Source organism: Streptomyces sp. NPDC051738 (assembly GCF_044453205.1).
Classification (GTDB): domain Bacteria; phylum Actinomycetota; class Actinomycetes; order Streptomycetales; family Streptomycetaceae; genus Streptomyces.
Window position 1 is genome coordinate 608,195 of sequence record NZ_JBITCM010000002.1, and the last position, 20,655, is coordinate 628,849.

20 protein-coding genes are annotated in these 20,655 nt (G+C 70.8%); 10 read left to right on the forward strand and 10 right to left on the reverse strand.

Annotation, left to right across the window (positions count from 1 at the left end; all coding sequences use genetic code 11):
• Positions 1–156 precede the first annotated feature (156 nt).
• Positions 157–411: a hypothetical protein gene (locus ACIA8X_RS07355; RefSeq protein ID WP_393457277.1), complete on the forward strand. Its 255-nt coding sequence runs from the start codon at positions 157–159 to the stop codon at positions 409–411.
• Between the two features lie 41 nt (positions 412–452).
• Here ACIA8X_RS07355 and ACIA8X_RS07360 read toward each other — a convergent pair whose 3' ends face one another.
• Both ACIA8X_RS07360 and ACIA8X_RS07365 read right to left on the reverse strand, forming a co-directional pair.
• Positions 453–1,124 carry an RDD family protein gene (locus ACIA8X_RS07360; protein ID WP_393457274.1) on the reverse strand — a complete coding sequence of 224 codons (672 nt, stop codon included), beginning with the start codon at positions 1,122–1,124 and terminating at the stop codon, positions 453–455.
• A 125-nt stretch (positions 1,125–1,249) separates the two neighbouring features.
• Entirely contained in the window at positions 1,250–2,797 is a 1,548-nt protein-coding gene (locus ACIA8X_RS07365; RefSeq protein ID WP_399457949.1) for an RDD family protein, read from the reverse strand.
• Between the two features lie 423 nt (positions 2,798–3,220).
• Between ACIA8X_RS07365 and ACIA8X_RS07370 the strand changes: the two genes are divergently transcribed.
• On the forward strand, positions 3,221–3,634 hold the full coding sequence (locus tag ACIA8X_RS07370) for an SsgA family sporulation/cell division regulator (protein WP_399457950.1): 414 nt from the start codon (positions 3,221–3,223) through the stop codon (positions 3,632–3,634).
• A gap of 17 nt (positions 3,635–3,651) precedes the next feature.
• Here the strand turns inward: ACIA8X_RS07370 and ACIA8X_RS07375 are convergent, their stop codons facing one another.
• Positions 3,652–5,058, reverse strand: coding sequence for an FAD-binding oxidoreductase (locus ACIA8X_RS07375; protein ID WP_393457265.1), 1,407 nt, complete (start codon positions 5,056–5,058; stop codon positions 3,652–3,654).
• Positions 5,059–5,161: 103 nt separating this feature from the next.
• Between ACIA8X_RS07375 and ACIA8X_RS07380 the strand changes: the two genes are divergently transcribed.
• Positions 5,162–6,598, forward strand: a complete 1,437-nt coding sequence (locus ACIA8X_RS07380; RefSeq protein ID WP_399457951.1) for a tetratricopeptide repeat protein — start codon at positions 5,162–5,164, stop codon at positions 6,596–6,598.
• On the opposite strand, the gene ACIA8X_RS07385 is transcribed toward ACIA8X_RS07380, so the two are convergent.
• A complete protein-coding gene (locus tag ACIA8X_RS07385) occupies positions 6,599–7,480 on the reverse strand; it encodes a Teichoic acid biosynthesis protein C (Precursor) (protein ID WP_399457952.1) in 882 nt (293 codons plus the stop codon).
• A 106-nt stretch (positions 7,481–7,586) separates the two neighbouring features.
• On the reverse strand, positions 7,587–8,732 hold the full coding sequence (hppD, locus tag ACIA8X_RS07390) for a 4-hydroxyphenylpyruvate dioxygenase (protein ID WP_393457256.1): 1,146 nt from the start codon (positions 8,730–8,732) through the stop codon (positions 7,587–7,589).
• A gap of 138 nt (positions 8,733–8,870) precedes the next feature.
• On the opposite strand from hppD, the gene ACIA8X_RS07395 reads away from it, so the two are divergent.
• From ACIA8X_RS07395 to ACIA8X_RS07425, 7 genes are all read left to right on the forward strand, one after another.
• On the forward strand, positions 8,871–9,350 hold the full coding sequence (locus ACIA8X_RS07395; RefSeq protein ID WP_093910961.1) for an Lrp/AsnC family transcriptional regulator: 480 nt from the start codon (positions 8,871–8,873) through the stop codon (positions 9,348–9,350).
• 25 nt (positions 9,351–9,375) lie between these two features.
• Complete coding sequence (locus ACIA8X_RS07400; protein ID WP_393457253.1) at positions 9,376–10,023, forward strand: ABC transporter permease; 648 nt, start codon at positions 9,376–9,378, stop codon at positions 10,021–10,023.
• A 73-nt stretch (positions 10,024–10,096) separates the two neighbouring features.
• Positions 10,097–11,305: a betaine/proline/choline family ABC transporter ATP-binding protein gene (locus ACIA8X_RS07405; RefSeq protein WP_393457638.1), complete on the forward strand. Its 1,209-nt coding sequence runs from the start codon at positions 10,097–10,099 to the stop codon at positions 11,303–11,305.
• 53 nt (positions 11,306–11,358) lie between these two features.
• Entirely contained in the window at positions 11,359–12,138 is a 780-nt protein-coding gene (locus tag ACIA8X_RS07410) for an ABC transporter permease (protein ID WP_393457635.1), read from the forward strand.
• 944 nt (positions 12,139–13,082) lie between these two features.
• Entirely contained in the window at positions 13,083–13,964 is an 882-nt protein-coding gene (locus tag ACIA8X_RS07415; RefSeq protein ID WP_393457632.1) for a glycine betaine ABC transporter substrate-binding protein, read from the forward strand.
• Between the two features lie 84 nt (positions 13,965–14,048).
• Positions 14,049–14,630, forward strand: a complete 582-nt coding sequence (locus ACIA8X_RS07420; protein ID WP_393457250.1) for an ArsR/SmtB family transcription factor — start codon at positions 14,049–14,051, stop codon at positions 14,628–14,630.
• Between the two features lie 14 nt (positions 14,631–14,644).
• A complete protein-coding gene (locus ACIA8X_RS07425; RefSeq protein WP_393457248.1) occupies positions 14,645–14,839 on the forward strand; it encodes a hypothetical protein in 195 nt (64 codons plus the stop codon).
• A gap of 3 nt (positions 14,840–14,842) precedes the next feature.
• On the opposite strand, the gene ACIA8X_RS07430 is transcribed toward ACIA8X_RS07425, so the two are convergent.
• From ACIA8X_RS07430 to ACIA8X_RS07450, 5 genes are all read right to left on the reverse strand, one after another.
• Positions 14,843–15,634: a PDZ domain-containing protein gene (locus tag ACIA8X_RS07430; RefSeq protein WP_393457245.1), complete on the reverse strand. Its 792-nt coding sequence runs from the start codon at positions 15,632–15,634 to the stop codon at positions 14,843–14,845.
• Between the two features lie 87 nt (positions 15,635–15,721).
• Positions 15,722–16,831: an o-succinylbenzoate synthase gene (menC, locus tag ACIA8X_RS07435; RefSeq protein ID WP_393457242.1), complete on the reverse strand. Its 1,110-nt coding sequence runs from the start codon at positions 16,829–16,831 to the stop codon at positions 15,722–15,724.
• On the reverse strand, positions 16,828–17,646 hold the full coding sequence (locus ACIA8X_RS07440) for a chorismate synthase (RefSeq protein WP_393457239.1): 819 nt from the start codon (positions 17,644–17,646) through the stop codon (positions 16,828–16,830). The genes menC and ACIA8X_RS07440 overlap by 4 nt, the downstream gene beginning before the upstream one ends.
• 48 nt (positions 17,647–17,694) lie before the next feature.
• Positions 17,695–18,336 carry an IclR family transcriptional regulator gene (locus ACIA8X_RS07445; protein WP_393457236.1) on the reverse strand — a complete coding sequence of 214 codons (642 nt, stop codon included), beginning with the start codon at positions 18,334–18,336 and terminating at the stop codon, positions 17,695–17,697.
• A gap of 407 nt (positions 18,337–18,743) precedes the next feature.
• Positions 18,744–20,540, reverse strand: coding sequence for a DEAD/DEAH box helicase (locus ACIA8X_RS07450; protein ID WP_393457233.1), 1,797 nt, complete (start codon positions 20,538–20,540; stop codon positions 18,744–18,746).
• Positions 20,541–20,655: the final 115 nt, after the last annotated feature.

Below are 20,655 nucleotides of genomic sequence, written 5' to 3' on the forward strand. Positions count from 1 at the left end.
TCCGTGCGCCCCCCGTGCACCGGCACTGTTGGTCAGGTCACGCTTACTGTTTGTTCCCCTCGGGCATGCACGCGGTTAGAGTCGGATGGCGGAACGCCCGGACGTCGGCGGAAAGCCAGGCCGAAACCCCCGTGCACCCCTGATTCCGAGGACACGATGATCATGCCTCGTCCGACTGCCGCACAGCTCTCCTACGGTTTGTGCACCGTGATCTTCTCGACGCTCGCCATGCTGCTGCTGTCACAGACCAGTTCGGGCTCGGGGATCGCGGTCATCGCCGTGGCGGCTCTCCTGCTCGGGCTGCTGGTCGCCATGACGGTGCCCATGCCGAAGAGGTCCCGCGTGGTGACGGGGCACAAGCCCGCCGGCGCCCGGGAGCAGACCGAAGAGCCCGTCCTGACCCAGTCCTGACCCAGTCCTGACGCACCGCGCGGACCCGATCCCGGCCTGCGTCAGCTGTCGGTGCTGACCACCACCGTCTTCGCCGACTTGTCGTGCAGGCCCTGCTTGTAGGGCTTGTCGAAGTAGCTCCAGCCGCCGCAGATCACGGTCCAGATGCAGGCGCAGCAGAACGCGAACGGGATCCACAGCACCGCCGCCCGGATCAGCGAGGTCTGCACGGAGGGTGTGGCGCCGTTGTCGAGGTTGGCCACCCGCATGTTGAGCAGCTTCTTGCCGAGCGTCTGCCCCGTCCTGGCGGTCAGGAAGGTGTCGTAGCCGATGAAGAGCACGGCGGCGACCAGCGACTGCACGAAGGACTTGCCGTATTCCACCTTGTCGGTGTCCACGTCGTACTCGCTGACGCCGAATCCCAGGGTGAGCAGCCAGACGACGACGCCCACGATGATCATGTCGATGATCCGCGCCAGCGTGCGCTTGCCGCTGTCGGCGAGCGGCGGCATCCCGGCGAGCGGGTCGGTGGGATACCCGCCCCCGCCGTACGGATCACCGCCACCGCCGTAGGGCGGCGGGGGCTGGCCGCCGTACGGCGGAGGCTGATCGCCATACGGCGGAGGCTGATCGCCGTACGGCGAACCCGAGCCCTCGGGCTGCGGGGGCCGCTTCCTGAACGGGTCGTCTTCCGGGGGCGGCTGACCGGAGCCGGGCGGCGGTTCGCTGCTCATGGCCCGAGTCGACCGCGAACCCCGCGGCTTCGCATCCGGCGCGGGGCCGTCCGGAGTACGGAATCGTCCGGGCCGTTCGCCTCAGCGGGTGCCCCCGCAACGGGCGTAGGACGGACGAACCGCGGTCAGCCGGCGACGAACGTGCGGGCCGCCTTGTCGTGCAGGCACTGGTGCCAGGGCCGGTCGAACAGGCACCACGCCACGCCGACGACGCCGATGACGAGCAGGTTGGGGATGGTGAAGACGAGCCAGCGGCGCAGCGCCGCGCCGAACTCCGGGGGCTCGTGGGCCTCGATGTCCCGCACCTCCAGGCCGAGCAGCTTCTTGCCCAGCGTGCGGCCCCACTTGGCGGTGGGCAGGACCTCGTAGACGAGCCCGACCAGCAGCAGGACGGCCAGGGTGATGCCCAGGTACACCGATGTCGTGCCGTCCAGCAGCCACACGGTGACCGTCTCGCCGGAGAGCTTGGCGGCGTCGATCTTCTCGTTGACGTGGTCGATCGCCTTGATGCCGAACGGCACGGCGGCGGCCGAGGTGACGGCGGCGACCACGAAGTTGTCCAGCATCCGGGCCACCAGCCGCTTGCCGAGGCTCGCGGGGCGGGCGGAGGCCTGGCGCGCGGCGGCCGCCTGGAAGATGTCCTCGACCGGGGGCTTCCACGGGGCGACGGGCTGGTCGTCACCGGCGAGCCGGTGGACCTGCTGCGGCCAGGAGGCCTGGCCACCGCCGGCTCCGCCGGCCATGGGCGCCGCGGACTGCGGGCCGCCCTGCTGGGGGATGCTCGGGGCGGCCTGCTGCGGGCCCGAGAGGCCCGCGGGAGCGGCTCCTGCGACTTGGGGGCCCGCCGCGGGCTGCGCGCCCGCCTGAGCCTGCCCCTGGGCCCCCGCGGCACGGTCGGCGGCGGCCTTCCCGGCGCCGAAGCCGGGGCCCTGCGGGGCGCCGGCCGCCGGGGGGTGGCCCGCGTCCGGACGTGCGGCGCCCGGGCCGGCGGACGCGCCCGTGCTCCCTGCCTGCGCCCCGGCCGCCCCGCCCTGCTGCCCCGTGCGCGGGGACAGCGCGCGGATGGCCATGGTGCCGTCGACGGGCGCGGGGCCTGCGGGGTTCGGGATGTTCGGTGTGGCCTGTCCGGAAGGACCGGCGGAGGCTGCTCCCCCGGGCCCCGCGACCGGCCGGCGGATCATGAACGTGTCACCGGAGGCAAGGCTTCCGGAGTCGGCTTCCGGCTCGGCAGGAGGGATCGCCGCCGAGCCGTCCGCACGGGCGGCCTGGCCGTCCGGCTGGGCCACGCGCGGGTCGGCGCCCTGCGGGGCACCCCATGAGACGCGGTGCTCCTGGTCGCCGCCGAGACCCGACTGGCGCGCGGGGTCGGCACCCCAGGCGGACGCCGGCTCGGGACGGCTGCCGTGCTGGCCACCGTCCGGTGCGGGCTCCTGGGCCGACTCCTCGTCGAAGAAGTGCGGGCCGGTCTCCTCCACCGAGGCGGCCGGCGCGGGCTGGGCCGGCTGCGCGCCCGGCGGCGGGGCGAGCGTTTCGCCGTCCGTCGGTGCCGGACGGCTGGTGCCCGGCACCCAGGAGGCACCGTTCCAGTACCGGACATATCCAGGAATGGACGGGTCCGGGTAATACCCATCGCGGGGCCTGTCGTCACCCGGGGCCGGGGTTGGGGCGCTCATGTCCGTCGTCCGGTATCTGCTCGAGGGTCAATTGGGGGCCTCCACATCTATCAGACGGACGCAACAAGCACCGCCGGTCCCGCAGGACCCACCCCTTTCCGGGCAACCTCGTACACGTACTTCACAACGACGGCCACCGGGCGCGGAACACCGGCGGAACCCGGTCGGGACTGGGCCCGGTACTGCTGTTCGAGGGGGGCGACAGTGCCCGTCTTCGGCTGGGGGTCCGGGGGTTATCCCCCGGGAAGACACAGCCAGACGGACGGACGGAGCCCGGCTCTCACCACGCACGGAAGCCGGTGGGAACCGGGCACGGAAAAAATCTCCGCGAACCCGCGTAATGATCCGGCCCCCTCATCCCTCTCCACTCGTACGGGCCCGCCCAGGGGACCCGCACGTGTCACGGGAGAGGACGTCCACGCCATGCATCACACCGTCATCGAGCGCGAACTGGAGCTCAAGCTGATCCTGTCGCCGGAGCGCAGCATCGCTGTGCCGGCCCGGCTCAGCTACCACAGTGACGATCCGTACGCCGTCCACATCACGTTCCACATCAACTCAGAGCACCCCGTCTACTGGACCTTCTCCCGCGAACTGCTCGTCGAGGGCGTGTTCCGGCCGTGTGGGCACGGGGACGTGCGGGTGTGGCCGACGAAGGTCGAGGGGCGCAGCGTCGTGCTGATGGCGCTGAGTTCGCCGGACGGGGACGCGCTGCTGGAGGGACCGGCGGCCCACGTGTCGGCCTGGCTGGAGCGGACGCTCAGGGTGGTGCCCCCGGGGACCGAGGGCGAGCAGCTGGGGATCGACGACGCGCTCGACCAGCTGCTCGCCCAGTGAGGCGCACACACCGAACGTCAGAACAGCTTGCCCGGATTCAGGATGTCCAGCGGGTCGAAGACCTGCTTGATCCCGCGCTGCATCTCGATCCCCACCGGGCCGATCTCGCGCGCCAGCCACTCCTTCTTCAGCACACCCACGCCGTGCTCGCCGGTGATCGTGCCGCCGAGTTCCAGGCCGAGGGCCATGATCTCGTCGAAGGACTCGCGGGCGCGCCGGGACTCGTCGCGGTCGGCGGCGTCGAAGCACACGGTCGGGTGGGTGTTGCCGTCACCGGCGTGCGCGACGACGCCGATGGTCAGCTGGTGCTTCTCGGCGATCCGCTCGACGCCCTCGATCAGATCGCCGAGCCGCGAGCGGGGCACGCACACGTCGTCGATCATCGTCACGCCGCGCACCGCCTCCAGCGCCGTGAGGGACAACCGCCGCGCCTGGAGGAGCAGTTCGGACTCGGCCGCGTCGTCCGCCGGGACCACCTGGGTGGCGCCGGCCGCCTCGCACAGCGCGCCGACCGCGGCCAGGTCGGGGGCGGGGTCCGGGGTGTCGAAGGCGGCCAGGAGGAGGGCCTCCGTGGTCTCCGGCAGCCCCATGTGCGAAAGGTCGTTGACGGCCTTGACCGTCGTACGGTCCATGATTTCGAGCAGTGACGGCACGTGCCCGCCGGCCATGATCCGGCACACCGCGTCGCAGGCGGCGGCCGCGGACGCGAACTCGGCGGCCAGGACCAGCTGCTGCGGGGGCTGCGGCCTCAGCCCCAGGACGGCCCGTACGACGATGCCGAGCGAGCCCTCGGAGCCGACGAAGAGGCGGGTCATGTCGTATCCCGCGACGCCCTTGGCGGTACGGCGGCCCGTGGACATCAGGCGTCCGTCGGCGAGGACGACTTCGAGGCCGAGGACGTACTCGGCCGTCACCCCGTACTTCACACAGCACAGGCCGCCGGAGGCCGTGCCGATGTTGCCGCCGATGGTGCACATCTCCCAGCTGGAGGGGTCCGGCGGGTAGTACAGGCCCTGCTCGTTCACCGCGCGCGACAGGGTCGCGTTGATGACGCCGGGCTCGACGACGGCGATGCGGTCGACGGGGTTGATCTCCAGGATGCGGTCCATCTTGGTCAGGGACAGCACGATGCAGCCGTCGGAGGCGTTGGCGCCGCCCGACAGGCCCGTGCGGGCGCCCTGCGGGACGACCGGGACGCGCAGTGCGGTGGCGGTGCGCATGACGTGCTGGACCTCTTCGACGGTCCGCGGCAGGACGACCACCGCGGGGGCGCCGGCCGGGCAGAAGCTGGCCATGTCGTTGGCGTAGGACGCGGTGACGTCGGGGTCGGTCAGGACGGCCTCGGCGGGCAGACCAGCGAGCAGCCGCTCGGTGAGGTCACCCTGGGCCTGGTCGGGTGCGGTTTCGATACGGCTCATGATCACAGCGTGACACCCGGGGCCATCGGTGTGAACCCCATGTACGGCAGCCGTCGTAAGGCGGGTGTGGTCGTCGTATTGACGCCATCTTTCACGCACAGTGATCGTCATGGAGAACGACGCCGTGCAGAACGCACAGGGCACGCCTGACCGCCGCCCGCGTATCCGACGACGGGTGCTGCTCGCCTCGGTGGCGGGGTGTGCCGTGCTCGGTGGGGTGCTGACGCTGCTGCCGTGGGGATCGAGCGGGACCCGGGCGCCCGCACCGGCACCGGGGGCGCAGGCGCTCACCGCGGTCACGACGGGGGTGCCGGTCGGGCTGCCCGAACTGGCGTCGCTGATCGACGAGCGCGAGGCGCATCTGCGGACGCATCCCAGGGACGCCAAGGCGTGGGCGGTGCTGGGGGCGGCGTATGTGGAGCAGGGGCGGCGGACCGCGGAGCCGGCCAACTACCCGAAGGCCGAGAAGGCGCTGCGTACGTCGCTGAGGGTGCGCGAGGAGAACGCGGCGGCGCTGGGCGGCATGGCCGCGCTGGCCAACGCGCGGCGGGACTTCCAGGCGGCGCGTACCTGGGGCGAGGCGGCGCTGAAGGCGGACCCGAAGCGGTGGACGACGTATCCGCAGCTGATCGACGCGCACACGGGGATGGGCGACTGGAAGGCCGCCAAGCGGACCCTGGAGCGGTTGCAGAAGCTGCGCTCGGGGCCTGCCGTGCAGGCGCGGGCGGCGGGCGTCTACCGGGACCGGGGCCGGCGGGAGGACGCGGCGGCCGCGCTGTCCGACGCGGCGGCGGCGGCCCAGGCCCCGGCCGAGCGGGCGGCGTACGTCGAACGTGCCGGGCAACTCGCCTGGGAGCGCGGCGACTTGGACGAGGCGCTGCGGCACTTCAAGGAGGCGGTCCGCCTCGACCCCGACCAGCGGGCCGCGCTCGCCGGGCAAGGGCGGACACTGGCGGCGCTGGGCCGCACGACGGAGGCGCTGAACGCGTACCGGGTGGCCCTCGCCAAGCAGCCGCGTGCCGAATACGCCCTGGAACTGGGCGAGTTGTACGAGTCGCTGAGGATGGGACAGGCGGCGCGGGTGCAGTACGACCTGCTGCGCGAGCGGGTGGCCGCGGCCGCGGCCGGCGGGGTCGACGAGGAGCTCGTCCTGGGCCTCTTCGAGGCCGACCACGGCGACCCGCGGTCCGCCGTACGGCGCCTGCGGGCCGAGTGGCGCCGCCAGCCGGGCATCGCGGTGGCCGACGCGCTGGGCTGGGCCCTGCACCGGGCCGGGGAGGACAAGGAAGCGCTGAAGTTCGCCAGGGCGGCGACCAACAAGGAGCGTGGCGGTACGGTCCGCAGCGCGCTGTACGTCTACCACCTGGGGATGATCGAGCGGGAGCTGCAGATGGCGTGGCCCGCCCGACGCCATCTGCTGGAGGCGCTGCGGATCAACCCGCAGTTCTCGCCGACGCGGGTGCCGGTGGCGGAGGCGGTGCTGTCGGAGTTGGGCGAGCCGTCGGTGGAGGACGTTCCGAAGATGGACGGGACCACGGCTCCCTGACTACGACTCCCCCTCCTTCTTGACGAAGATCGAGAAGCGGCGGGCGCCCTGCTCCCCCGAGGCGAACCCGAGGTACACCCGTGGCGTCGTCCCGCCCCGCACGGCGATGCCCTCCGGCTCGCGGAACCCGAGGGAGTACCCGGCCTCGGTGCGCTCCCCCTGGGCCCGCTTGCCCGTGGTGATGTCGAGGCTGGAGACGTAGGCGTTGCCCCGCTTGGCGGCCGGGTTGGCCTTCGCGTGGTACGCCGTGCCCGCCAGTTGGTAGATGTGGTCGCGGTGCAGGGCGTAGCCCTGGAAGGGGATCTTCGGGTCGGGGTGGGCGCCGGTCTGGGCGAAGTCCGCGATCGGGTTGTCGTAGTCGCGGGCGACGAAGGCGTCGAGGTCCCAGACGCGGTAGCGGGGCTCGTCCGAGGCGTCGCGGTAGCGGACGGCGATGCGCTTCGAGGCCATGCAGACCGACGGCTGGTTGTTGACGGAGTCCGGGACGGGGCGGCGGACCTTGACGTCCGCGCTGGTACGGACGGCGCCGTTCGCGAAGTGGAAGCGGGCGACGCCCTGGCCGTAGCCGCCCTCGGCGTCGGCCTCGGTCCAGATCCAGGTGCTGCCGTCGTCGGCGTCGCGCTGGATGCCCAGGCTGACTCCGTGGCCGAAGCCCTTCAGGTACATGTGGCCCAGCCGTTTGCCCTGGTGGTCGAGCTTGTTCAGGCACAGGTCGCCGGCGTCGCCGCCGCCCCGGGTGAGCTGGAGGACGTACAGGTGCTTGTTCGCGTCGTCGAAGGCGAACGACTGGAGCACCGTCGGCTCCTTGAGCGTGCTCTTCTGCCACAGCCAGCGGGCCGAGGGCACGGCGAGGTTGATGCGCGAGGTCACTTGCGTCCCCATGTCCTGTGGATGCCCCCGTGGCACCCACAGGACATGAGAGCGTCAACCGCCGTTCATTGGTTGCATGTTCTACGAATTCACAGGTTTCGCATGCGGCTCATTCACCTCAGAGGTTGCCGCGCTTGGCCTGCTCCCGCTCGATCGCCTCGAACAGTGCCTTGAAGTTGCCCTTGCCGAAGCCCATCGAGCCGTGCCGCTCGATGATCTCGAAGAAGACGGTCGGACGGTCCTGGACCGGCTTGGTGAAGATCTGCAGCAGATAGCCGTCCTCGTCGCGGTCGGCGAGGATCTTCAGCTCGCGCAGGGTCTCCACGGGCACGCGGGTGTCGCCGACCCACTCGCCGAGGGTGTCGTAGTACGAGTCCGGGGTGTCGAGGAACTGGACGCCGGCCGCGCGCATCGTGCGGACCGTCGCCACGATGTCATTGGTGTTCAGCGCGATGTGCTGGACGCCGGCGCCGCCGTAGAACTCCAGGTACTCGTCGATCTGGGACTTCTTCTTGGCGATGGCGGGCTCGTTGATCGGGAACTTGACCTTGAGCGTGCCGTCCGCCACGACCTTCGACATCAGCGCGGAGTACTCGGTGGCGATGTCGTCGCCCACGAACTCCTTCATGTTCGTGAAGCCCATGACCTTGTTGTAGAAGCCCACCCATTCGTTCATACGGCCGAGCTCGACGTTGCCGACGCAGTGGTCGATGGCCTGGAAGGTGCGCTGGGCGGGCGGTTCGACCATCGGGGCGGCGGCGGCGAAGCCCGGCAGGTACGGGCCCTCGTAGCCGGTGCGCTCGACGAGGGTGTGGCGGGTCTCGCCGTAGGTCGCGATGGCGGCCAGGACGACGGTGCCGTGCTCGTCCTTGAGCTCGTACGGCTCGGTCACCGAGCGGGCGCCGTGTTCGAGGGCGTAGGCGTACGCGGCGCGCGCGTCCGGGACCTCGATGGCGAGGTCGACGACGCCGTCGCCGTGCTCGGCCACGTGCTGGGCGAGGAAGTGGCCCCAAGTGGTGGCGGGCTTGATGACGGAGGTGAGGACGAACCGCGCGGAGCCGTTCTCCAGCACGTAGCTCGCGGTCTCGCGGCTGCCGTTCTCCGGTCCGGAGTAGGCGACCAGCCGCATGCCGAAGGCGGTCGAGTAGAAGTGCGCGGCCTGCTTGGCGTTGCCCACGGCGAAGACGACCGCGTCCATTCCCTTGACCGGGAAGGGGTCGGCCTGCCGGGCGGTGTCGGGAGTGTGGTGTGTGGTCTGCGTCATAGGCGCAGCCTCACCCTGGCGGGGCAAGGTGCGCAATAGTTCGCCTTTTCACTGGGCAATATGACCAGTGCAATGCTCGTTTCTGCGGGCTCCCTGTACAGGATGACCACCGCGACTCAGGAGAAGGAGCAGGCTGCTGTGGCGATCGATCATCTGGACGGGCGGATCATCGTGCTGCTGGCGCGGGAGCCGCGGATCGGGGTGCTGGAGATGTCCCGGCGGCTGGGCGTGGCCCGCGGGACCGTGCAGGCCCGGCTGGACCGGCTTCAGTCGAACGGAGTCATCCGCGGATTCGGCCCTGAGGTCGATCCGGCGGCGCTCGGGTATCCGGTCACCGCCTTCGCCACGCTGCAGATCCGGCAGGGGCAAGGGGCCGACGTACGGGCACACTTGACGACCGTGCCGGAGGTGCTGGAGCTGCACACGACCACCGGGACCGGGGACATGATGTGCCGTCTCGTGGCGCGCTCCAACGCCGATCTCCAGCGTGTGATCGACCGGGTTGTCGGTTTCGATGGAATCGTCCGGGCCTCGACCGCGATCGTGATGGAGAACCCCGTTCCGCTGCGGATCATCCCGTTGGTGGAGCAGGCGGCGGAGGACCGGGAGAGCAGCTAGCCGCTACCTGGTGGGGTGAGTCCGTGTGAGCTTCTGGGAGTACCTGGGCAACCGCCACCAGCAGCTGCTCACCGATGCCTACCAGCACGCCAGCGCCGTCTTCCAGTGCATGGTGGTGGCGACCCTGCTCGGGGTGCTGATCGGCGTCGCCACCTATCAGAGCGGGTGGGCCGGCAACCTCGCCACCCTGTCCACCTCGACCATTCTGACCATTCCGTCGCTCGCCATGATCGGTCTGCTCATTCCGATCGTGGGTCTTGGCGTACCGCCCACGGTGATCTCGCTGACGCTGTACGGACTGCTGCCGATCGTGCGCAACTCGATCGTCGGCCTGCGCGGCGTCGATCCGTCGCTGGTGGACGCGGCCCGGGGCATCGGGATGTCCCGGCTCGCCCGGCTGCTGCGGGTGGAGCTGCCGCTGGCCTGGCCGCCGATCCTGACCGGGATCCGGGTCTCGACGCAGATGCTGATGGGCATCGCGGCGATCGCGGCGTTCGCCTCCGGACCCGGCCTGGGCAATGTGATCTTCCGCGGTCTCGCCTCGCTGGGCAGCGCGAACGCACTCAACCAGGTGCTCGCGGGCACGCTCGGGATCATCGTCCTGGCGCTGCTGTTCGACGCCGCGTACGTCCTGATCGGACGGCTGACCATTCCCAGGGGGATCCGTGCCTGAGAACGGCGGCAACGGCAGCGGCAGCAACAACGGCAACCAAGGCGGCAGCAACGGTGACCATCACGGTGCCTCCATCGAGCTGGAGAACCTGACCAAGCGGTATCCGGGCAGTCCGCAGCCGGCCGTGGACAACGTGAGCATGGAGATCAAGGCGGGCGAGGTGGTCATCTTCGTGGGCCCGTCGGGCTGCGGGAAGTCGACCACGCTCAAGATGATCAACCGGCTGATCGAACCGACCGGTGGCCGCATCCGCATCGGCGGCGAGGACGTCACCGACATCGACCCGGTGAAGCTGCGCCGCAAGGTCGGCTACGCGATCCAGTCCGCCGGGCTCTTCCCGCACATGACCGTCGCCCAGAACATCGCCCTCGTACCGAAGATGATCGGCTGGGCGAAGCCGCGGATCCGCTCGCGGGTCGAGGAGCTGCTCGACCTGGTCGGCCTCGACCCGGGCGAGTTCCACGGCCGCTATCCGCGCCAGCTCTCCGGCGGCCAACAGCAACGGGTGGGCGTGGCACGGGCGTTGGCGGCCGATCCGCCGGTCCTCCTCATGGACGAACCGTTCGGCGCGGTCGATCCGATCACCCGTGACCACCTCCAGGACGAGCTGATCCGACTCCAGCACGAGCTGCACAAGACGATCGTCTTCGTCACCCACGACTTCGACGAGGCGATCAAGCTCGGTGACCGTATCGCCGTGTTGCGCGAACGCTCGCACATCGCCCAGTTCGACACCCCGGAGGCGATCCTCACCAACCCGGCGGACGACTTCGTGTCCGGGTTCGTGGGCGCGGGCGCGGCGCTGAAGCGGCTGAACCTGACCCGCGTACGGGATGTGGAGATCACCGACTATCCGACGGTGGGCGTCGACGACCCGCTCCAGGAGATCTTCAACCGGCTGCGGGCGAGCGGGACGAACGAGGTGCTGCTGCTCGACCGGCGCGGGCGGCCGTACAAGTGGCTCAGGCGCGGCGACATGATGCGGGCCAAGGGATCGCTGGCGCGGGCGGGCACGCTCGTACACGACACGGTGACCCGGGACGCGACCCTGCGGGACGCGCTGGAGGCGGTGCTGACGGACAGCGCGGGCCGGGTGGCCGTGACCGGGCGGCGCGGCGAGTACACGGGCGTCGTCGACATGGAGACGCTCATGAACTCCGTGCACGAGCTGCTGGACGCCGACCGGCTGGAGGCGCTGGAGGCCCAGCACGACCTGGAGGTCACCCGCAGCGCCCTGACACACGCCGAGCAGGAGGGCGAGGGAGGGGGGAAGAAGGCGTGAGCGCTCCCGAGGCCCCCGATCTGAAGGAAACGGAGGAAGCGACGGAGGAGGCGATGGGCGAGACCGAACCGGCCGCCCCCGCGCCGCCGAGGGCGCCCGCGCGGAGGGTGGGCTGGCAGAAGCTGACCTTCGTGCCCACCTTCCTCGTCGCGATGCTGCTCGCCACCTGGCTGTGGTTCCAGCAGGCCGATCTCGACCCGGTCTCCGAGAACGCGCTGGCCAACGGCCAGGTCTCCCAGGCCCTGTGGGAGCACATCCAACTCACGGCGATCTCCACGTTCTTCGTGCTGATCATCGCGATCCCGCTGGGCATTCTGCTCACCAGGAGGGCGTTCCGAAAAGCCACCCCGGTGGCCATGGCGTTCGCCAACATGGGCCAGGCGACCCCGGCGATCGGTCTCCTCGCCCTGCTGGTGATCTGGCTGGGCATCGGCCGCCGGGCCGCCCTGATCGGCATGATCGCCTACGCCGTCCTGCCCGTGCTGTCCAACACCATCGCCGGCCTCAAGGCCAACGACCCGACCCTTCTGGAGGCGGCACGCGGCATCGGCATGTCCCCCACAGGTGTACTGACCCGGGTCGAACTCCCCCTGGCGGTGCCCCTCATCCTCGCGGGCGTCCGCACGGCCCTGGTCCTCAACGTCGGTACGGCGACCCTCGCGGTCTTCGGCGGAGGCGGCGGCCTGGGCGTCCTGATCACAGCCGGCATCACCAACCAGCGCATGCCGGTCCTGGTCCTGGGCTCGATCCTCACGGTCGCCCTGGCCCTGCTGGTGGACTGGCTGGCGTCACTGGCGGAAGTGCTGCTGCGGCCGCGGGGGTTGGAGACGTGAGGGGGCGTGTGGGCGGCGTGCCGGGGTGGCGGGGTGCGGGGCGGTCTGGGGTCGGGTGTCGGGGTGCGGGGCTGTCGGGGGTGAGGTGGCGTACGGGGCTGTCGGGGGCGAGGTGGCGTACGGGGCTGTCGGGGGCGAGGTGGTGGCGTACGGCGCTGCTGGTGGCGGGGCGGCGTGCAGCCCGGCCGACGGCGAGGTGGCGCGCGGCCGTGCTGGCGGCGAGGTGGCGCGCGGCCGTGCTGGCGGCGAGGTGGCGCGCGGCCGTGCTGGCGGCGAGGTGGCGCGCGGCCGTGGTGGCGGCGAGGCCGCAGACGGCCCAGCCGACGAAAGGGCGGCGCACGGCCCAGCCGACGACGCGGCGGCGTGCAGCCCAGCCGCCAGCGGGGAGGCGTCTGACCTCGGCAGCGGCGAAGCCACATACGGCCCGGCCACCAGCGAAGTGGCGCACAGCCCAGCCGACACCGAAGCCGCAAACGGCCCAACCGACGACGCCGCGGCCTGCGGCCCAGCCGCCAGCAGGGAGGCCAATGACCCCGGCAGCGGCGAAACCACATACAGCCCGGCCACCAGCGAAGTGCCACACAACCCAGCCGACACCCAAGCCGCAAACGGCCCAACCGACGACGCCGCGGCCTGCGGCCCAGCCGCCAGCAGGGAGGCCAATGACCCCGGCAGCGGCGAAACCACATACAGCCCGGCCACCAGCGAAGTGCCACACAACCCAGCCGACACCCAAGCCGCAAACAGCCCAACCGACGACGCCGCGGCGCACAGCCCAGCCGCCAGCGCGGCGGCGCATGACCCTGCTAGCGGTGCAGCCACGCACGGCCCGGCCAGCGGCAAGGTGGCGCGCGGCCCTGCCGGTGGCGAAGCGGCGTGCGGCCCTACTGGGTGCCGCGCTGCTACTGGTGGCCCCCGGCTGTGGTCTGACCAGCGGATCGCCCATGGTCGACGACGTGCGGCCCGGCACGATCGGGCGGGGTGAGCCGTTGAAGGGGGCCGAGTTGACGGTGACGTCGAAGTCGTTCACCGAGCAGCTCATCCTTGGCGCGATCATGGGCATCGCCTTCCAGGCGGCGGGTGCGGAGGTGCTCGACCGGACCGGGATCCAGGGCTCCATCGGCAGTCGCGAGGCGGTGCGGAAGGGGGACGCGGACGCCGGGTACGAGTACACGGGCACTGCCTGGATCACGTATCTGGGCCGCAGCGAACCCATCACCGACCCGCAGAAGCAGTGGGAGGCGGTGCGGGCGGCCGACGCGAAGAACGGGGTGACCTGGCTCGCGCCGTCCGCGCTGGACAACACCTACGCCCTGGCGATGAACCAGGAGAACCACAAGAAGTACCGCACGAACGACCTCTCCCAGGTCGCCGCGCTGTCGAAGTCCGACCCCGCCGCGGTGACGCTGTGCGTGGAGGTCGAGTTCGCCAACCGGGCGGACGGACTGCCGGGCATGCAGAAGGCGTACGGGATGGACGTGCCGACGAAGAACATCACCCAGATGGACACCGGGATCATCTACACCCAGGTCGCGAAGGGGAGTTGCACCTACGGCGAGGTCTTCACCACGGACGGCCGCATCAAGTCCATGAACCTCGTCGTCATGGACGACAACAAGCACTTCTTCCCCAACTACAACGCCGCCCCGATGATCAACACCAAGACCCTGAAGAAGTGGCCGGCCATCCCCGCGGTACTCGATCCGATCACCAAGAAGCTGAACAACACGGTGGCGCAGGACCTGAACGCGAAAGTGGACGTGGACGGGGAGGACCCGCATCAGGTGGCGTTGGACTGGATGAAGGCGGAGGGGTTCGTGAAGTAGGGCGGCTTACAGAGGAGTTGAAGCAAGGAAGCACCTGCAAAGAAGTGCTTGCAAAGAAGTCTTTGCAACACTACCTTTGCATGCATGGAGCCCGAACAGCCCAAGGTGCACAACCTCGACGCCCGTTCCCTGCGCGGGCTCGCCCACCCCCTGCGCATGCGGCTGCTCGACGCCCTGCGCTTCGGCGGACCGGCCACCGCATCCCAACTCGCCGAGAAACTGGGCGAGTCCAGCGGAGCCACCAGCTATCACCTACGCCAGCTCGCGGCACACGGCTTCGTCGAGGACGACGCCGAGCGGGGCAAGGGGCGGGAGCGGTGGTGGAAGGCGGCGGTGCAGGGACTGCGGTTCGACGACGCCCTCCTGCACCACCCCAGCCCCGAGGTACGCGGGGCCGCCGACCTGTATCTGCACGAGGTGGCCACCACGCAGAACCAGGAGCTGTCGACCTATCTCGGCACCCGTGCGGAGTGGTCGGAGGCGTGGAACGGCAGCACGGACATGAGCAGCATGACGCTCCGCCTGACCCCGCAGCTCGCGAGCGAACTGACTCACAAGATGCACGAGTTGGTCGACAGCTACCGCAATCTGCCCGGCGTGGAGGACGCCCCCGACGCGAGCACCGTCCGCGTACAGACCCGCGCCTTCCCTCTCAGCACGGACTGAAAGGCAGCCGCCCGATGCAGCATCCCGAGACCACCCTCGCCCTGCACCACGCCCGCGCCGCCGACCTCCGCGCCCAGGCCGACGCCCACCGTCTCGCCACCCGGGCCAGGCAGCCGTACCGCATCCGAACCCGCCTCGGCTGGACCCTCGTGGAAGTCGGCCTGCGCCTCGCCACACCGCCGGGACGGCAGCCGGCCCTCGCCTCCTAGGCCCTAGCAGCTGGGAATCGAACCCTTCCCCGACTCCAGCGCCTCCAGCGCGCTCACCGCGCCCGTCAGCGTGGTCACCGGGATCAGCCGCAGCCCCTTCGGCAGTTCCGCCTTCGCGTCGGAGCACTCCGCCTTCGGCACCAGGAAGACCGTCGCCCCGTCCCGCTTGGCCGCCTGCGTCTTCAGGGACACGCCCCCGACCGCGCCGACCTTGCCGGCGGCGTCGATCGTGCCCGTACCGGCGATGGTGCGGCCCCCGGTGAGGTCGCCGCCCGCGCCGTCGCCGTTCAGCTTGTCGATGATCCCCAGGGAGAACAGCAGGCCGGCGCTGGGCCCGCCCACGTCCGCGAGCTTCAGGTCGACCTTGATGTTCTTGTCGTTCAGGTCCAGGTGATTCAGCGCGGCCTCGGCCGCGGCGTCCTGGGACTGCTTCATCTGCTCGGTGTTGTACCGCTCGATCTCCTTGGTGCTGCGGCCGCTCGGATAGACCGAGTCGCGCGGCATGACCGCCTTGTCCGTGCGGAACCAGGCGTCGACCACATCGCCGAGCGTCACCTCCGTGTCGGGGGACGTGGCCTCGATCGTCGTCATACGCAGCTCGCCGCTCGTGTCCCGGGTCGGCGCACCGGAGATCGTGATCACCGGGTCCCCCTGGTTCTCGCCGAGCACGTCGGCCGTCAGCCCGGGCTGCGTCAGCGAGAACGGCAGCGGCGCGAAGGCCGCCGTGGCGAGCAGGGCCACGACCGGCAGGGCGCAGACGGCGAGCGCCTGGGGGCGCGTGAGGCGAGAGAACACGGGATCAATCTAACGTGACGGCGAGTTCCGACCCGGCGCAGGTCGGAGCTGCCAAGGTTGCCCCACGAAGGTCACGTACGGGTCTCGTCACACCGCGTACAGCTCCCGCCGCTCCTTCGTGAAGCGCCGCAACGCCTCCGGCAGCGGCTCCACCCCGATGCCCGGCGACCGCGGAACCGGCAGATGGCCGTCGACCAGCACGAACGGCTCCGTGATGTCCTCGGCGAAGTATCGGCTGGACGCCGAGGTGTCCCCGGGGAGCGTGCAGCCGGGCAGGGCGGCGAGCGCCAGGTTGGGCGCCCGGCCGATACCCGTCTCCAGCATGCCCCCGCACCACACCGGCACCCCGTGCGCATGCGCCACGTCATGCACCCGCCGCGCCTCCAGGTATCCCCCGACCCGCGCGGGCTTCACGTTCACGACCCGGCACGCGTCCATCGCGATCGCGGACGCGGTGTCGGCGGCGTTGTGCAGGGACTCGTCAAGGCAGACAGGGGTCGCGATGCGCTGCTGGAGGCGGGCATGGGCGTACAGGTTGTTCTCCGCGAGCGGCTCCTCGATCAGCAGCAGCCCGAACGCGTCCAGCCGCCGCAGATGCTCGGCGTCCGCGAGCGTGTACGCCGTGTTGGCATCGACCTGGAGCGGCAGGTCCGCTCCGAAGCGCTCGCGCACGGCCCGTACCGGCTCCAGATCCCAGCCCGGCTCGATCTTCAGCTTGATCCGGACGTACCCCTCGGCGAGATACCCCTCGACGTCGTCCAGCAACTCGGCGACCGTCCCCCTGATCCCGACCGACACCCCGGCCGGCACCCACTCCCGCACCGCCCCGAGATACCTGGCCAGCGACATCCCGTACGACCGCAGCTCCGCGTCGAGTACGGCCGTCTCCAGCGCCGCCTTCGCCAGCTCGTGCCCCTTGATCCCGTCCATGGCCGGGGCGAGGTGGGCCGTACCGAGCTCGGGCAGGGCGGCGGCGCGCGGCAGCAGGAAGTCACGCAGCACGATCTCCGCGCCGGCCACGAACTCCGAGCAGTACAGCGGCTCGGGGTCGCCGGCGAACTCCGACCAGCCCTCGGCCGCGTCCGTGACGACGTGCAGCAGGAAGGTGTCCTTCGTCGTCATCGTGCCGAAGGAGGTACGGAAGGGGCTGACGAGGGGGATCGCGACGTGCACGATCTCGACGTGTTCGAGTTTCACGCGGAAGCCTCCCGGCGGGTGAGCGTGTACCAGCCGTCCCGGGACATGCCCGTCGCCGTGAACCCCTCGGCGAAGGCCTTGGTGAACACCTCGCGGACGGCCCGCCGCCAGCCCAGCGCCAGCTCCGGGTCCGCGGCCCGCAGCGCCACTATGTCGTCCGGTACGCGGCACCAGACATACCGGTCCTCCGCGTCCCGGCGGGCGAGCGGCCCGCCGTCGGGGGCCGTGTGGGTGGCGGGCGCGGCGTCGCGATCCGGGGTGCCGGATCCGGCGTTGCCCGACTCCCCTTGCGACTGCCTTTGTTCCTGCCCTTGCGACTGCCCCCGCGGCGGCCCGATCAGGTCCCAGGTCACCTCCAGCCGGTCGCTTTCGTCGCCGTCGTTCACGCCGTCCGCCATGGGGCCGTAGAAGTCGACGAGATAGTCCGTGCCGGTGGCACCCAGTTTGACGAAGTTGAACCGGGCGTTCCGGCCGACCAGCGGATCGAAGGTCCAGCGCATGGTGAGCGCCCCGAGCTCCACCGCCCAGGCCCGCTGCGCCCGCTTGACCTGCGGCCCGAGCCCTCGCTCGGCGGCGGCCAGCAGCGAGTACGTCTCCCGCGACGCCGGCGGCCCGAACACGGCGACGCAGGCACCGACGAGCCGCTCCCCGTCGTACGCGGCGTGCACCGCCCCGCCCGCGTGGGCGAGGCTGTTCAGCGTCTCGGGCAGCAGGGGCGGTGCGCTGCGAGGCGTCTGCCATACGTCACTGAAGTAGTCGGCAACAGCGGTGAACCCGGCGGGCTCGTGGACGGTGCGGATGCTCAGTGAGGTCATGACACGAGTGTCGGAGGTGGTGCGGGCCCTGCCTAGTGCACGCGCGCGTCAGCGCAACGCCTCCGCCACCTCTCTGGCCGCGTCCACGACCCGCGGGCCCACCCGCTCGGGCACCGCGTCCGCCAGCATCACCACGCCCACGCTGCCCTCGACGCCGGTGACCCCGATCAGCGGCGCGGCGGCTCCACTGGCCCCCGCCTCCAACTCGCCGTGGGTCAGGGTGTACCCGGGCTCGTGCCTGGACTGCTGCCGAGCCGCGAGAATCGCCCGCCCCGCGGCGCCCCGGTCCAACGGGTGCCGGAACCCCGCCCGGTAGGCCACGTGATAGTCCGTCCACGTCGGCTCGACGACGGCGACGGCGAGTGCCTCCGAGCCGTCCACCAGCGTCAGATGCGCCGTCGCCCCTATGTCCTCGGCCAGCGAACGCAGCGCCGGCAGCGCGGCCTCGCGGACCAGCGGATGCACCTGACGACCCAGTCGCAGTACCCCGAGCCCGACCCGGGCACGGCCGCCCAGGTCGCGCCGTACGAGTGCGTGCTGTTCGAGCGTGGCGAGCAGCCGGTACACGACGGTCCGGTTCACGCCCAGTTTGTTGGATAGCTCGGTGACGGTCAGCCCGTGGTCCGTATCGGCCAGCAGCTTGAGGACGCGCAGTCCTCGGTCGAGCGTCTGAGAGGTCTCCGCGGTCACGACGCCCACTCCTTAAGTGGTGAGGTCGGCGGCTTCCTCGCGGCGGGTGCGTCACAGAGTCCCGTCAGTGACGCGCTTCAGAGGCCGCCGATCGGCCGGCGGCCCGGCCTGTGCCGGACCGCGTCGCTTCACGGCTGCGCTCCGCGGCGGCGCTGCCACGGGGCGTGTGCGTAGCGGGACATTAGCGAAGCCGGTTCGCTGAGCGGAAGGCTCCGTCCAGAATCCGGGCAGTGACCGGTACGGACCACTCCGTTTCATCCCGATATGCACGGCATGCAGGGCGCCCTGAAAGGCGCGAAGCGCCTTAGGGGCGCGGGGAACTGCGCGACAAGCCCCCACCGACCCGCGGCCAAACACGACAGGCACCCCACCAAAGCCCCCGGCCAAGGCACAGCGCCCAGCGTCCGTCACCTCATCCGGGTGGCCCACTCCTGCACCTTCGCAATGCGCTGCCGCAACTGCCCCGCCGTCGCCTCCGCGCTGGGCGGCCCCCCGCACACCCGCCGCAGCTCGGTGTGGATCACCCCGTGCGGCTTGCCGCTCTGATGGACGTACGCGCTGACCATGGTGTTCAGCTGCTTGCGCAGCTCCATCATCTCCTTGTGCGAGACGACGGGCCGCCGCTCGGCCGGCACCTCCAGCAGGTCGGCCTCGGAGTCCGGCTTCTTGCGGCTGTGCGCGATCTGCCGCGCCTGCCGCTTCTGGAGGAGCAGCTGCACCTGGTCCGGCTCCAGCAGACCCGGAATCCCGAGGTAGTCCTGCTCCTCCTCGCTCCCCGGGTGGGCCTGCATGCCGAACTCGGCGCCGTCGTACAGCACCCGGTCGAAGACGGCCTCGGACTCCAGCGCCTCGAAGGAGAACTGCTCCTGCTCGCCGGTGTCCTCGTCCTGCTCCTTGTTCGCCTCCTCCATCTCCTTCTCGGACTCGGCGTACGGGTCCTCCTCGCCCTCCTTCTTCGGCTTGTCGAGGGCGTGGTCGCGCTCGACCTCCATCTCGTTGGCGAAGGTGAGGAGATCGGGGACGGTCGGCAGGAAGACGGAGGCGGTCTCGCCGCGCCGCCGGGACCGTACGAAACGGCCGACGGCCTGGGCGAAGAAGAGCGGGGTGGAGATGGTGGTGGCGTACACGCCGACGGCGAGCCTCGGGACGTCGACGCCTTCCGACACCATCCGGACCGCGACCATCCAGCGGTCGTTGTTGCCGCTGAAGTCGTCGATCCGCTGGGACGCGCCCGCGTCGTCGGAGAGGACGAGCGTCGCCTTGCTCCCCGTGATCTCGCGGATCAGCTTGGCGTAGGCGCGGGCGGAGTCCTGGTCGGAGGCGATGACGAGGGCACCGGCGTCCGGGATGGCCTTGCGGACCTCGGTCAGCCGCTGGTCGGCGGCGCGCAGCACGCTCGGCATCCACTCGCCGCGCGGATCCAGCGCCGTACGCCACGCCTGACTGATCGCGTCCTTGGTCATCGGCTCGCCGAGGCGGGCGGCGATCTCGTCTCCCGCCTTGGTGCGCCAGCGCATGTTGCCGCTGTAGGAGAGGAAGATGACGGGCCGCACGACATGGTCGGCGAGCGCGTTGCCGTAGCCGTAGGTGTAGTCGGCGGCGGAGCGTCGGATCCCGTCGTTGCCCTCTTCGTACGTCACGAAGGGGATGGGGTTGGTGTCGGACCGGAACGGCGTACCGGTGAGCGCCAGCCGGCGCGTGGCCGGCTCGAACGCCTCAAGGCAGGCCTCACCCCAGGACTTGGAGTCACCGGCGTGGTGGATCTCGTCGAGGATGACCAGGGTCTTGCGCTGCTCGACCCGGTTGCGGTGCAGCATCGGCCGCACGCCGACGCCGGCATACGTCACGGCGACGCCCTGGTAGTCCTTGCCGAGCGGACCCGCGCTGTACTCGGGGTCCAGCTTGATGCCTATGCGCGCGGCCGCCTCCGCCCACTGCTTCTTCAGATGCTCGGTCGGCGCGACCACGGTGATCTGCTGCACGACATGGTGGTGCAGCAGCCAGGAGGCGAGGGTGAGCGCGAAGGTCGTCTTCCCGGCGCCGGGCGTGGCGACCGCGAGGAAGTCACGCGGCTGCTCCTGGATGTACTTCTCCATCGCCCCCTGCTGCCAGGCACGCAGCTTGCTGGCGGTACCCCAGGGGGCGCGGCCGGGGAAGGCGGGGGATAGGTGGTGGGACGTGGTGGAGGCGGCGGTGGTAGTCACGGTCTCCGTAGGTGGGGTCGGGCGGCTCGGCTGGGTATGACAACCGGGCCACCTTATCGGCGGCCCGGTGGCGTCATGACGCGGACGGTGCCGCGTCGCCCAAGGATGGGACTCA

Bases quoted from the DNA above. Each gene is read 5' to 3' on its own strand.
- ACIA8X_RS07355 (WP_393457277.1), top strand. From the start codon at position 157: ATGATCATGCCTCGTCCGACTGCCGCACAGCTCTCCTACGGTTTGTGC.
- ACIA8X_RS07360 (WP_393457274.1), bottom strand. From the start codon at position 1,124: ATGAGCAGCGAACCGCCGCCCGGCTCCGGTCAGCCGCCCCCGGAAGAC.
- ACIA8X_RS07365 (WP_399457949.1), bottom strand. From the start codon at position 2,797: ATGAGCGCCCCAACCCCGGCCCCGGGTGACGACAGGCCCCGCGATGGG.
- ACIA8X_RS07370 (WP_399457950.1), top strand. From the start codon at position 3,221: ATGCATCACACCGTCATCGAGCGCGAACTGGAGCTCAAGCTGATCCTG.
- ACIA8X_RS07380 (WP_399457951.1), top strand. From the start codon at position 5,162: ATGGAGAACGACGCCGTGCAGAACGCACAGGGCACGCCTGACCGCCGC.
- ACIA8X_RS07385 (WP_399457952.1), bottom strand. From the start codon at position 7,480: ATGGGGACGCAAGTGACCTCGCGCATCAACCTCGCCGTGCCCTCGGCC.
- hppD (WP_393457256.1), bottom strand. From the start codon at position 8,732: ATGACGCAGACCACACACCACACTCCCGACACCGCCCGGCAGGCCGAC.
- ACIA8X_RS07410 (WP_393457635.1), top strand. From the start codon at position 11,359: ATGGGCGAGACCGAACCGGCCGCCCCCGCGCCGCCGAGGGCGCCCGCG.
- ACIA8X_RS07415 (WP_393457632.1), top strand. From the start codon at position 13,083: ATGGTCGACGACGTGCGGCCCGGCACGATCGGGCGGGGTGAGCCGTTG.
- ACIA8X_RS07420 (WP_393457250.1), top strand. From the start codon at position 14,049: ATGGAGCCCGAACAGCCCAAGGTGCACAACCTCGACGCCCGTTCCCTG.
- ACIA8X_RS07425 (WP_393457248.1), top strand. From the start codon at position 14,645: ATGCAGCATCCCGAGACCACCCTCGCCCTGCACCACGCCCGCGCCGCC.
- ACIA8X_RS07440 (WP_393457239.1), bottom strand. From the start codon at position 17,646: ATGACCTCACTGAGCATCCGCACCGTCCACGAGCCCGCCGGGTTCACC.